Source organism: Pseudomonas sp. TWRC1-2 (assembly GCF_049896685.1).
GTDB lineage: Bacteria > Pseudomonadota > Gammaproteobacteria > Pseudomonadales > Pseudomonadaceae > Aquipseudomonas.
On record NZ_JAFCUU010000003.1, the window covers coordinates 531,882 to 543,885 of the forward strand.

General features: G+C 60.9%; 15 protein-coding genes. 8 read left to right on the plus strand and 7 right to left on the minus strand.

Annotated elements, in window-relative coordinates; translation table 11 throughout:
* The first annotated feature begins 99 nt into the window (after positions 1-99).
* The 4 genes from ftsY (at position 100) to rpoH (ending at position 4,207) form a co-directional block, all read left to right on the plus strand.
* Complete coding sequence (ftsY, locus tag ACP7B3_RS11290) at positions 100-1,536, plus strand: signal recognition particle-docking protein FtsY (protein WP_426178809.1); 1,437 nt, start codon at positions 100-102, stop codon at positions 1,534-1,536.
* Positions 1,533-2,204, plus strand: coding sequence for a cell division ATP-binding protein FtsE (gene ftsE, locus ACP7B3_RS11295; protein ID WP_003213784.1), 672 nt, complete (start codon positions 1,533-1,535; stop codon positions 2,202-2,204). Before ftsY ends, ftsE begins: the two co-directional genes overlap by 4 nt.
* Positions 2,201-3,223, plus strand: a complete 1,023-nt coding sequence (gene ftsX, locus ACP7B3_RS11300) for a permease-like cell division protein FtsX (RefSeq protein WP_145157743.1) — start codon at positions 2,201-2,203, stop codon at positions 3,221-3,223. The genes ftsE and ftsX overlap by 4 nt, the downstream gene beginning before the upstream one ends.
* A 129-nt stretch (positions 3,224-3,352) precedes the next feature.
* Entirely contained in the window at positions 3,353-4,207 is an 855-nt protein-coding gene (gene rpoH, locus ACP7B3_RS11305) for an RNA polymerase sigma factor RpoH (RefSeq protein WP_003176698.1), read from the plus strand.
* 193 nt (positions 4,208-4,400) lie between these two features.
* Here rpoH and mtgA read toward each other — a convergent pair whose 3' ends face one another.
* Positions 4,401-5,123 (minus strand): monofunctional biosynthetic peptidoglycan transglycosylase, encoded by a 723-nt coding sequence (mtgA, locus tag ACP7B3_RS11310; protein WP_145157741.1) that lies wholly within the window; start codon positions 5,121-5,123, stop codon positions 4,401-4,403.
* 74 nt (positions 5,124-5,197) lie between these two features.
* On the opposite strand from mtgA, the gene ACP7B3_RS11315 reads away from it, so the two are divergent.
* The 4 genes from ACP7B3_RS11315 to trmB all read left to right on the plus strand — a co-directional run bounded on the left by ACP7B3_RS11315 (position 5,198) and on the right by trmB (position 7,442).
* Positions 5,198-5,575 carry a DUF423 domain-containing protein gene (locus ACP7B3_RS11315; protein ID WP_426178810.1) on the plus strand — a complete coding sequence of 126 codons (378 nt, stop codon included), beginning with the start codon at positions 5,198-5,200 and terminating at the stop codon, positions 5,573-5,575.
* Positions 5,576-5,646: 71 nt separating this feature from the next.
* Positions 5,647-5,847 carry a sulfur carrier protein ThiS gene (gene thiS, locus ACP7B3_RS11320; protein ID WP_015886354.1) on the plus strand — a complete coding sequence of 67 codons (201 nt, stop codon included), beginning with the start codon at positions 5,647-5,649 and terminating at the stop codon, positions 5,845-5,847.
* A gap of 65 nt (positions 5,848-5,912) precedes the next feature.
* Positions 5,913-6,707 (plus strand): thiazole synthase, encoded by a 795-nt coding sequence (locus tag ACP7B3_RS11325; RefSeq protein WP_017530960.1) that lies wholly within the window; start codon positions 5,913-5,915, stop codon positions 6,705-6,707.
* 9 nt (positions 6,708-6,716) lie between these two features.
* Positions 6,717-7,442: a tRNA (guanosine(46)-N7)-methyltransferase TrmB gene (trmB, locus tag ACP7B3_RS11330; RefSeq protein WP_426178811.1), complete on the plus strand. Its 726-nt coding sequence runs from the start codon at positions 6,717-6,719 to the stop codon at positions 7,440-7,442.
* A 139-nt stretch (positions 7,443-7,581) separates the two neighbouring features.
* On the opposite strand, the gene ACP7B3_RS11335 is transcribed toward trmB, so the two are convergent.
* From ACP7B3_RS11335 to metX, 6 genes are read right to left on the minus strand one after another with little or no spacing between them, the layout of a single operon-like run.
* Positions 7,582-7,905, minus strand: a complete 324-nt coding sequence (locus tag ACP7B3_RS11335; RefSeq protein ID WP_016972961.1) for a DUF3392 domain-containing protein — start codon at positions 7,903-7,905, stop codon at positions 7,582-7,584.
* A 17-nt stretch (positions 7,906-7,922) separates the two neighbouring features.
* Positions 7,923-9,125, minus strand: a complete 1,203-nt coding sequence (gene hemW, locus ACP7B3_RS11340) for a radical SAM family heme chaperone HemW (protein WP_242199819.1) — start codon at positions 9,123-9,125, stop codon at positions 7,923-7,925.
* Positions 9,122-9,718, minus strand: a complete 597-nt coding sequence (gene rdgB / locus ACP7B3_RS11345) for an RdgB/HAM1 family non-canonical purine NTP pyrophosphatase (RefSeq protein ID WP_049711104.1) — start codon at positions 9,716-9,718, stop codon at positions 9,122-9,124. The genes hemW and rdgB overlap by 4 nt, the downstream gene beginning before the upstream one ends.
* Positions 9,715-10,149, minus strand: coding sequence for a DUF4426 domain-containing protein (locus ACP7B3_RS11350; protein WP_106575685.1), 435 nt, complete (start codon positions 10,147-10,149; stop codon positions 9,715-9,717). The genes rdgB and ACP7B3_RS11350 overlap by 4 nt, the downstream gene beginning before the upstream one ends.
* Before the next feature lie 21 nt (positions 10,150-10,170).
* Complete coding sequence (gene metW, locus ACP7B3_RS11355; protein ID WP_003213768.1) at positions 10,171-10,791, minus strand: methionine biosynthesis protein MetW; 621 nt, start codon at positions 10,789-10,791, stop codon at positions 10,171-10,173.
* A 7-nt stretch (positions 10,792-10,798) separates the two neighbouring features.
* Complete coding sequence (metX, locus tag ACP7B3_RS11360; protein ID WP_145157735.1) at positions 10,799-11,938, minus strand: homoserine O-succinyltransferase MetX; 1,140 nt, start codon at positions 11,936-11,938, stop codon at positions 10,799-10,801.
* Positions 11,939-12,004 lie beyond the last annotated feature (66 nt).

A 12,004-nucleotide genomic window follows, 5' to 3' on the forward strand; every position in this document is an offset into this window, starting at 1 on the left:
GTTGCGCATGAACAAGCAAGCGTTAAAGCAGTCTGTTCTGCATCGAATTTATTTACCGAGGCGCCCTGGCGCATCGCTACTTTGAGATAGCCGTCCTCCATGTTTGGTTCCAACGACGACAAGAAGAGCCCAGCTGCGGCTGGCGAGAAAAAAGGCCTGTTCGGATGGCTGCGCAAAAAGCCGCAGGAAACCGTCGTCGAACAGCCACAGGTTCAGCCTGAGCCGATTCCCGAACCTATAGTTGACGCCGAACCGGTCGCTGAAATCCCGGCGCCGGTGGTGTTGCCGATGGCCGAGCCGGTGTTGCAGCCGGTGGTTGAGGAAGTGCCGGAACCCGAGCCTGAGCCTGAACACAAACCGTGGCTTGAGCTGCCGGTTGCCGAGGAGCCTGTGGCACTGGTCGAGGATGTGCAGGCTGAGCACGTGACGCCGCCGATTCCGGTCGTGGTCGAGCCGGTGGCCGTTGTGGTCGAGGCGCCAGCCGTCATCCAAACGCCTGCGCCGGCAGTGGTTGAGCCAGCGCCAGCTCCTGTCGTCGTTGTCGCGCCTGCCGTGATCGAGCCGCCCGTTGCACCGGAGCCGGTCGCCCCTGCCGCTGAAACCAGCAAAACCGGCTTCTTTGCCCGCCTCAAGCAGGGTCTGAGCAAGACCAGCGCGAGCATCGGCGAAGGCATGGCCAGCCTGTTCCTGGGCAAAAAGGTCATCGATGACGAGTTGCTGGAAGACATCGAAACCCGCCTGTTGACCGCCGACGTGGGCGTCGAAGCCACTGCGGTGATCATCCAGAGCCTGACCCAGAAGGTTGCGCGCAAACAGCTGACCGACGCCGACGCGCTCTACAAATCGCTGCAGGCTGAGCTGGCTGCGATGCTCAAACCCGTGGAAGCGCCGCTGGTGATCACGCCGAACAAGCCGTTCGTGATTCTGGTGGTCGGTGTCAACGGCGCCGGCAAAACCACCACCATCGGCAAGCTGGCCAAAAAGCTGCAGTCGGAAGGCAAGAAAGTCATGCTCGCCGCCGGCGACACCTTCCGCGCCGCCGCCGTGGAGCAGCTGCAGGTCTGGGGTGAGCGCAACAAAATTCCGGTCATCGCCCAGCACACCGGTGCCGACTCCGCGTCCGTCATCTTCGATGCCGTGCAAGCCGCCAAGGCCCGTAACATCGACGTATTGATTGCCGATACCGCCGGTCGTCTGCACACCAAAGACAACTTGATGGAAGAGTTGAAAAAGGTCCGCCGCGTCATCAGCAAGCTCGATGCCGATGCGCCGCACGAGGTGTTGCTGGTGCTTGACGCCGGCACCGGCCAGAACGCCATCAGCCAGGCCAAACAGTTCAACCAGACGGTGCAACTCACCGGCCTGGCATTGACTAAGCTCGACGGCACGGCCAAGGGCGGCGTGATCTTCGCCCTGGCCAAACAGTTCGGGTTGCCGATTCGTTACATCGGCGTCGGTGAAGGCATCGACGACCTGCGCACCTTTGAAGCCGAACCCTTTGTACAGGCACTTTTCGCCGAGCGGGAGCGTTCATGATTCGATTCGAACAGGTCGGTAAACGCTACGCCAACGGGCATGTGGGCTTGCATGAGCTGAGCTTTCGAGTGCGTCGCGGCGAATTCTTGTTTGTAACCGGTCATTCGGGCGCGGGCAAAAGTACGCTGCTGCGACTGCTGCTGGCCATGGAGCGCCCGACCACCGGCAAGTTGCTGCTGGCGGGTCAGGATCTGGCCACCATCAGCAATGCACAGATTCCGTTCCTGCGCCGTCAGATTGGCGTGGTGTTCCAGAATCACCAGTTGCTGTTTGATCGCACCGTGTTCAACAACATTGCGCTGCCGTTGCAGATTCTCGGGCTGTCCAAGGCCGAGATCGTCAAGCGGGTGGACTCGGCCCTTGAGCGCGTGGCGCTGTCGGACAAGACCGACCTGTATCCGGGCGACCTGTCTACCGGCCAGCAACAGCGCGTCGGCATCGCCCGCGCCATTGTTCACCGCCCGGCCTTGCTGTTGGCGGACGAACCTACCGGTAACCTCGACCCGCGCCTGGCGGCCGAGATCATGGGTGTATTCGAAGATATCAATCGCCTGGGCACCAGCGTGCTGATCGCCAGTCACGACCTGGCGCTGATCGCGCGCATGCGCCACCGCATGCTGACCCTGCAACGCGGCCGTCTGATCGGCGATGGGGAGGCCGGCGTATGAGTGCAACACGCAGCCCTAAAGTGTCCGAGCGTGTGGCGCCTAAAGCCGCCGACCCGCAGCCGCAGAAGAAAAAACGCGACGAAGACGATGGCCCGGATTTCAGCACGCTGCTGCGCGCCTGGATCGAAAGCCATCGCGCCAGCCTGCTCGACAGCCTGCGCCGCCTGGGCAAGCAGCCCATCGGCAGCTTTTTCACCTGCCTGGTGATGGCCGTGGCACTGAGCCTGCCGATGGGTTTGTCGCTGCTGCTTAATAATGTCGAGCGCCTGGGTGGTTCCTGGCAGCGTGCGGCGCAGATTTCGCTGTACCTGAACCTCGACGCCAGCGCCAAAGACGGCGAGAACTTGCGCGACGACATCAAGAACCTGCCGGGTGTGGCGGACGCCGAGTACATCAGCCGCGACCAGGCGCTTGAGGAGTTTCAGCAGCAATCCGGCCTGGGTGAGGCGCTTAAAGAGTTGCCGCAAAACCCGCTGCCTGGCGTGGTGCTGGTGACGCCTAATGAAGTCGACAAGCCGGCGCTGGAGGCCTTGCGGCAAAAACTCGCAGAGATGCCGAAGGTACAACAGGCGCAACTTGATCTAGTCTGGGTAGAGCGCCTTGCTGCGATTCTCAAGCTGGGCGACCGCTTTGTGTTCGGCCTGACGGTCTTGTTGGTGTCTGCATTACTTTTGGTGATAGGTAATACCATTCGTCTTCATATTGAAAACCGTCGCACCGAGATAGAAGTGATTAAACTGGTCGGCGGCACGGACAGCTATGTGCGTCGTCCTTTTCTGTACATGGGCGCGCTTTATGGCTTTGGTGCCGGGATTTTGTCCTGGGGCGTGCTGGCTTTTGGCCTTGACTGGCTGAACGACGCGGTAGTCGGGCTTGCCGGCTTGTACGGCAGCGATTTTGCTCTGGCCGGCGTGCCGGTCGCCGATGGGCTGTCACTCTTGCTTGGCGCGGTATTGTTGGGGTATATCGGTGCGTGGATTGCGGTCGCTCGTCACTTACGTGAGCTGGCGCCGAAGTAGTTAATGTCAGATTAATGTGGTTTCGTTTGTATTGACCGTATCAGTGGTTTAGGGAACTTGTCCTACGGTTCCCGGTCAATTTTCGCAGTGCTGAACTGCACGAGTTATGTGAGTCGGAGGTTTTTTTGTATGACCACTTCTTTGCAACCTGCTTATGCTCTGGTCCCGGGTGCGAACCTGGAGGCCTATGTGCACACGGTCAACAGCATTCCTTTGCTGACGCCCGAGCAGGAGCGTGAACTGGCCGAGAGTCTCTACTATGAGCAGGATTTGGGGGCGGCTCGGCAGATGGTGCTCGCCCACCTGCGTTTTGTCGTACATATCGCCCGTAGCTATAGCGGCTACGGTCTGGCCCAGGCTGACCTGATCCAGGAAGGCAACGTTGGCCTGATGAAGGCTGTAAAACGCTTCAACCCTGAAATGGGTGTGCGTCTGGTGTCGTTTGCTGTGCACTGGATCAAGGCGGAAATTCACGAGTTCATCCTGCGCAACTGGCGCATCGTGAAAGTCGCGACCACCAAGGCCCAGCGCAAACTGTTCTTCAACCTGCGCAGCCAGAAGAAACGCTTGGCGTGGCTGAATAACGAGGAGGTCCACCGTGTGGCCGAAAGCCTCGGTGTGGAGCCCCGTGAAGTGCGCGAGATGGAAAGCCGCCTGACCGGCCATGACATGGCGTTCGACCCGGCCGCCGAAGCGGACGACGACAGCGCCTTCCAGTCGCCTGCCAACTACCTGGAAGACCACCGGTACGACCCGGCGCGTCAACTGGAAGATGCCGACTGGAGCGACAACTCCAACCACAACCTGCACGAAGCGCTGGAAGTGTTGGACGACCGTAGCCGTGACATCCTCTACCAGCGCTGGCTGGCAGAAGAAAAAGCCACGCTGCACGACTTGGCGCAGAAGTACAACGTGTCGGCCGAGCGGATTCGTCAGCTTGAGAAAAGCGCGATGAACAAGCTGAAACTGTCCATCGCCGCCTAAACGCTGCGAAAAGGCAAAAAAATGCCCCGATCGAAAGATCGGGGCATTTTTGTTTGAAGTCGAAAAATCCGATATCCAGCGCGGTTCTCTGTGGGAGCTGGTTTGCCTGCGATGAGGCCTTTTCAGCCAGCCTCTCTGCAAACTGACATTTCGCTATCGCAGGCAAGCCAGCTCCCACAGGGGTTGTGTTGTGTCAGTCAGCCCAAGGTGCCTTGCGCGAATTGTTCAGTTCGACCAGATAACTATCGCCACCCAACTGGCTCATCTGCTGGCGAATCCACGCCGCGCGTCGCGCCACGTAGGCGGTTGGATGACTGGCGCTCCACACCCGAGGGTTGGGCAACACCGCCGCCAAGTAACTGGCCTGCTGACGGGAAAGCCCCTTGGCACTCACGCCAAAGTGATGCCGAGCTGCCGCTTCGGCGCCAAACACACCTTCATCCCATTCGACGCTGTTGAGGTACACCTCAAGAATTCGCTGCTTGGGCCACAGCACCTCAGTCAGCGCGGTAAACCAGGCCTCCAGGCCTTTGCGCAAATAGCTGCGGCCGGTCCACAGAAACAGGTTTTTCGACACCTGCTGGCTCAGCGTGCTGGCGCCGCGAATCGAGCCGCCGCGTTCGTTGTGCAGCAGCGCCGCTTGAATCGCGTCAAAGTCGAAGCCCCAATGCTGCGGGAAACGCTGGTCTTCACCGGCCATCACCGCCACTTTAAGGTCGTCGGAGATCTCGTCCCACGCCACCCACGTGCGTTGCAGGTCAATCGGCTCGCCGTCGACCCAGGATTCGACCTTGCGCTCCACCATCAATGCGGTGAACGGTGGCGGCACGACACGAAACAGCAACACCAGCAGCACACTGCCGATGGCAAACCATTTCACGACTTTGAGAAAACGCTTGAAGAGGAGACGCAGCATAGAGATGGCTTGGCCGAACCCGTTGAGCGGGCCATTATACAGACCCGGCCCTTTGAGTCTGACTGGAGTTCCTCATGCTGCGTAGCTTTCTGATGCTGGCTGCCTTTTTCGGCTTCACCGGCGTTGCCCTCGGTGCTTTTGCGGCTCATGCCCTGAAAAACCGCTTGAGCGCCGAGTACCTGGCGATCTTCCATACCGGCGTGACGTACCAACTGGTGCACGCCCTGGCGCTGTTCGGCGTGGCGCTGCTGGCCGCGCACATTCCTGGCCGGCTGGTCAGCTGGGCGGGCATCTCGTTTACCGTCGGTATCCTGCTGTTTTCCGGCAGCTTGTATGCGCTGACCCTGACCGGCATCAGCAAACTCGGCATCATTACGCCGTTTGGCGGACTGGCATTCCTGTTGGGCTGGTTCCTTCTTGGCCTGACCGCATGGCGCCTGCAGGTCATCTGACCGAGGGGCTTGGGCCGACAACGCCAATCGGGCTAGAATGCTGGCCCCTAAAAACGATGGCGGCCCGTGGCATGCGCATTCAGTTGAATGGCGAATCCTTTGAACTGCCCGACGGTGAAACCGTTGCGGCCCTGCTGACCCGTCTGGACTTGACCGGGCGTCGCGTCGCAGTGGAGCTCAACCTGGATATCGTCCCGCGTAGCCTGCACGCCGAGACCGCGCTCACCGAAGGTGATCAGGTCGAAGTGGTCCATGCCATCGGCGGCGGCTAGTCGCCCGGCGCGCCAGCGCGCCAACCCGCATTCTGCAGAACCTCATCCCACCTCGAGGATTTCCCATGAGCATCGTTCGTAGCGACAAGCCCTTCGTTCTGGCCGGTCGTACCTACCAGTCCCGTCTGCTGGTCGGCACCGGCAAGTACCGCGACATGGAAGAAACCCGCCTGGCCATTGAAGCCTCGGGCGCCGAGATCGTTACCTTCGCCGTGCGCCGCACCAACCTCGGGCAGATCGAGGGAGAGCCGAACCTGCTCGAAGTGCTGTCGCCGGACCGCTACACCTTCTTGCCGAACACCGCCGGGTGCTACGACGCGATTGAAGCGGTGCGCACGTGCCGCCTGGCTCGCGAGCTGCTCGACGGCCACAACCTGGTGAAGCTGGAAGTGCTGGCCGACCAGAAAACCCTGTTCCCCAACGTGATCGAAACCCTGAAGGCCGCCGAAACGCTGGTCAAGGAAGGCTTCGACGTGATGGTCTACACCAGCGATGACCCGATCATTGCCCGCCAACTGGCAGAAATCGGCTGCATTGCGGTGATGCCGCTGGCCGGTCTGATCGGTTCCGGCCTGGGTATCTGCAACCCCTACAACCTGCAGATCATCCTCGAAGAAGCCAAGATTCCGGTGCTGGTGGACGCGGGCGTAGGCACGGCCTCCGACGCCACCATTGCCATGGAGCTGGGTTGCGATGCGGTGCTGATGAACTCGGCCATCGCGCATGCCCAGCAGCCGATCATGATGGCGCAAGCCATGAACCATGCGATCGTCGCGGGCCGCCTGGCCTACCTCGCCGGCCGTATGCCGAAAAAACTCTATGCCAGCGCCTCTTCGCCGCTGGATGGTCTGATCAAGTAAGAGCTATTGATGACTGAATCAAACGAAACGCCGAACACCGTGGAAGAGGGCGACGAGTCCAAGCACCGCCGCATCAAGAGCTTTGTGATGCGCGCGGGCCGTATGACCGAAGGTCAGCAAAAGGGCCTGGAGCAGGGCACGCCGCTGTTCGTCTTGCCATTGGCCGACGTGCCAGTGGACTACGACCAGGTGTTTGGCCGTTCGGCCCCGCGCTCCCTGGAAATCGGTTTCGGCATGGGTCACTCCTTGCTGGAAATGGCCGCGGCCTCGCCGGAGCAGGACTTCATCGGTGTGGAAGTACACCGTCCGGGTGTCGGCGCGTTGCTCAACGGCGTGCTGACCCAAGGCCTGACCAACCTGCGGGTCTACGACTGCGACGCGATTGAAGTGCTCAACCGCTGCATCGCCGACAACAGCCTCGATCGCCTGATGCTGTTCTTCCCGGACCCGTGGCACAAAGCCCGTCACCACAAGCGTCGCATCGTGCAAGCTTCGTTCGCGGAGCTGGTGCGCAGCAAGCTTAAGGTCGGTGGCATCCTGCACATGGCGACCGACTGGGAACCGTACGCCGAGTACATGCTGGAAGTGATGAACGTCGCCCCTGGCTATCGCAACCTGGCCGAAGACGGCAAATGCGTGCCACGCCCGGCTGAGCGTCCGATCACCAAGTTCGAGCGCCGCGGCGAGCGGTTGGGGCATGGGGTTTGGGATTTGAAGTTCGAGAAGCTGGCTTAATTAGCTGCACATCTGAAATGCAATCCAATGTGGGAGCTGGCTTGCCTGCGATAGCATCACCTGGGTATCACTGATACACCGAGGTGTGTGCATCGCAGGCAAGCCAGCTCCCACATTTGGTTTTGTGTTGGGTTCGGGTTCAGCGACGGTCTGCCACAACCCCAATCAACACCAGCACCACCACCAACACCGGCGCCAGGCTGTAGTTATTGAACTGGCTCAACCCCCGCACAATCCATGGCGTGGCGTAGATCAACGCCGCACCGCTGCCGATCATGCACACCAGCGCCATCAAAGGAACGCGCAATGCGCCCGCGATGCTGCCCAGGCGGGCCTCGACCCAGCCTTTGATATCGGCGCCGAACAACACCAGTAAGCAGCCGACAAGAGCCAGAGAGATTTCCGACAGGTTGCTACGGCTCCAGCGGGATACGGTGGCGAGCAGGTCGAGTACCAAATCCATTCGAATTCCTTAGAGCGTCAGCTCAAAAACTTCTGCAACAGGTCATTGAGAAAGAGTTGCCCGCGGTCAGTCGCCGCCAGGCGTGACGGTTCGACCTGCATTAAGCCACTTTGTTCTGCCTCACGGCGGCCCTCGTCAAGGCTCGCCAGATCAAGGCCGGTGCGTTCGGCGTAGAGCCTGGCGTCGACGCCTTCGGTGAGCCGCAGCGCGTTCATGAGGAACTCGAATGGAAGCTCTTCATGGGTCAGTTCTTTCGCCCCGGCCTGAAAGCTTTTGGCCGGGTTGAGGTAGTCCTTGGGGGCTCGCGTCTTCCAGGTGCGCACGATGCGCCCGTCCGGGTGGCTGAGCTTGCCGTGGGCGCCGGCGCCGATGCCGATAAAATCGCCAAAGCTCCAGTAATTCAGATTGTGCCGCGCCGGGCGGCCCGGTTGGGCATACGCCGAGACTTCATATTGCGCGTAACCGTGTTCGGCCAGCAGCGCCTGACCGGCCTCCTGAATGTCCCACAGCGTGTCGTCTTCCGGCAGCACGGGCGGCTGGTTCCAGAACACGGTGTTGGGTTCCAGGGTCAGCTGGTACCACGACAAGTGCGTCGGCTTGAGGGCGATGGCCTGGCGCAAGTCGCTCAGGGCGTCGTCCAGGGTTTGATCGGGCAAGCCATGCATCAGGTCCAGGTTGAAGTTATCAAACCCGGCCTGGCGCGCCATGCCGGCGGCACGCACGGCTTCGTCACCGTTGTGAATGCGGCCCAAGGCTTCGAGCTTCTCCTGCTGGAAACTCTGGATGCCGATGGACAGGCGATTGATGCCCAGCGCGCGGTAGGCCACGAACTTCTCTTGCTCGAAGGTCCCGGGGTTGGCTTCCAGGGTGATTTCGATGTCGCCGGCAAACGGGATGCGTGCTTCCACGCCCTTGAGCAAACGGCCCAGTGCAGCGGCGCTGAACAGGCTGGGCGTGCCGCCACCGAAGAAGATCGAGCTGAGTTCACGGCCGTAAACCGCGTGCAGGTCTTGATCAAGGTCAGCCAGCAACGCGTCTACATACTCTTCTTCCGGCAGCACCTTGCTGGCGGTGTGGGAGTTGAAGTCGCAATACGGGCATTTGCGCACACACCACGGAATGTGGATGTACAGCGCCAAGGGCGGCAGGTGCGGCAGGGCCGCCCGAGGCGTTTGCGCGCCGCCGTGGATCAGCGGCTGCGCGGAGGTGTTCTGGGTCATTTCAGGCTCAGGCGTTGGCGCAGCAAATCCATTGCGCGGGCGCGGTGGCTGATCTGGTTCTTGTCGGCCGGGCTCAGTTCTGCGCTGGAAACATTACGCTCCGGCACCCAGAACAGCGGATCGTAGCCAAACCCGTGCTCGCCACTGGCCGCATGCAGGATGCGCCCGTGCCACAGGCCTTCGCAGAGGATCGGCAGCGGGTCATCGGCATGCCGCACCAGCGCCAGCACACAGACGAACTGCGCGCCGCGCATCGCGTCCGGCACATCCTTGAGGGCGTCCAGCAACTTGGCGTTGTTGGCCGCGTCGCCCTTGCCGTCGGCATACCGCGCCGAATAAATGCCAGGTGCTCCGCCCAGGAAGTCCACCGCCAGGCCCGAATCATCCGCCAACGCCGGCAAACCGGAGATACGCGCGGCGTTGCGGGCCTTGAGGATCGCGTTTTCGACAAACGACAGGCCGGTTTCTTCCGGCTCGACCTGGCTGAACTCGCCGATAGAGCGCAGTTGCACGGAATCACCGAGCATCGCCTGGAGCTCTTTGAGTTTGCCGGCGTTATGGCTGGCCAGTACGAGTTGTGTGAGGTTCATCAGTCGGCCGGAAACAGTTCTTGGTTGAATTGGAAGCCGTGGGCTTTGCCGCCGGTTTCAACATTGATGGTGAAAATCTTGGTTTCCTGCTGTGGCACTGCGTACTGGGCAACGTACAGCGTGGAGCCGTTCTGGATGATTTTCTTGAACGTGAGCATCTCGCTCTTGCCGCCCAGGTCTTTGATCGTGCCGGTGACGGTTGCGTCGATCGGTTCGACGCCCTTGTTCACAAACACATTGATCATGCCCAGCTCTTTGCTGCGTACGATCCCGGCTTCCTGAGCCATTTCCGGCGTCAGGAAACTCGTGGTCAGGGTGTTGTAATGCACCGTGATATCGCCGAATTCTTTCTGGCGATTACCATCGATGGCATCCGCCGCCATGGCGCTGACGCCCAGGCACGCGGTGAGTAGAAATACAGCCAAACGACTCATGTTCGTCCTCCTTGAAAATGGTTAGACGGCAATTTGATGGTCTGTGAGGCCAGGACTGCTGACGCGGTAGATCCCGATTTCGCCCAACAGATTGGGCCATAGCTTACTCGCCCAGCCGTGGCGATGCTGTTGATCGACGGCAAGGCGGTTGATGACTTTGGCCTCACGCTCTCCGCACAAGGCTTCGAAGTCTTCGAAGGTGCAGAAGTGGATGTTCGGGGTGTTGTACCACGTGTACGGCAGGAAGTCCGACACCGGCATCCGGCCCTTGGTGGCCAGGTACCAGCGGCAGCGCCAGTGGCCGAAGTTGGGAAAGGTGATGATGCACTGGCGGCCCACACGCAGCATTTCGTCGAGAATGCGGTCCGGGTAGTGCACGGCTTGCAGGGCCTGGGTCATCACCACGATGTCGAAGCTGTTGCTGGCAAAGTTGCCCAGGCCCTTGTCCAGGTCCTGCTCGATCACGTTGATGCCCTTGGCCACGCACTGGGCAATGTTGTCTGGGTCATTTTCCAGGCCGTAGCCGGTGACTTGCTTGTTGTCGCGCAGCCAGCTCAGTAGTTCGCCATCACCGCAACCGAGGTCGAGCACGCGGCTGCCGGCGGGGATCCAGTCTTGGATGATTTCCAGGTCGGCTCTCATGGCGTTCTCACAGAGTTATGCGGTTCATGTAATTGCTGAAAGCCTGCAGGTAGCGCGGGATCGGAATCAGGAAGGCGTCATGGCCTTGCGGAGCATCGATCTCCAGGTAGCAGACATCTTTCTTGGCGGCCATCAGCGCGTCCACCAGCTCACGGGAGCGGGCCGGCGAGAAGCGCCAGTCGGTGGTGAACGACATCACGCAGAACTTGGCGGTGGCGCCCTCAAAGGTTTTCGCCAGGTCGTCGTTGAAGTTGGCGGCCGGGTCGAAGTAGTCCAGCGCCTTGGTCATCAGCAGGTAAGTGTTGGCGTCGAAACGCCCGGAAAACTCTTCGCCCTGATAGCGCAGGTAACTTTCGACCTGGAACTCGACGCTGTGGAAGTCGTAGTTGAGCTTTTCGCTCTTGAGGCCACGGCCGAATTTCTCGCCCATGGAGTCATCGGACAGGTAAGTGATGTGCCCGACCATCCGCGCGAGCATCAAGCCACGCTTGGGGATCACGCCTGCTTCCTGGAACGAACCGCCGTGGAACTCGGGGTCGGTGAGGATGGCCTGGCGGGCCACTTCGTTGAAGGCGATGTTCTGCGCCGACAGTTTCGGCGCCGAGGCGATGGCCAGGCAATGGCGCACGCGGTCCGGGTAGGTGATGGTCCATTGCAGCGCTTGCATGCCGCCCAGGCTGCCGCCGATCACCGCGGCCCATTGGCCGATGCCCAGCAGGTCAGCCAGACGCGCCTGGCTGTGCACCCAGTCTTCCACGGTCAGCACCGGGAAATCCGCGCCGAACGGTTTGCCGGTTTCCGGGTTGAGGCTGCTCGGGCCGGTGGAACCGTTGCAGCCGCCGAGGTTGTTCAGGCTCACCACAAAGAATTTGTTGGTGTCGATGGGCTTGCCGGGGCCGATGCAGCTGTCCCACCAGCCGGGCTTGCGCTCGTCGGCGCTGTGGAAACCGGCGGCGTGATGATGGCCGGACAAGGCGTGGCAGATCAGCACGGCGTTGCTCGCCGTGGCGTTCAGTTGGCCGTAGGTTTCGTAGATCAGGTCATAGGCCGGCAGCGAACGGCCGCAGGCCAGGGCCAGCGGTTCGCTGAAGTGCGCCACTTGGGGCACGACCAGTCCAACAGAATCGGGGGGGAAGGCAGCTGGCATCGACCCTGCTCTCGTTTAAATGAGGCGTAAGTCTAAAGACCGCTGCACCCAGCGGCAAGCAAAGGC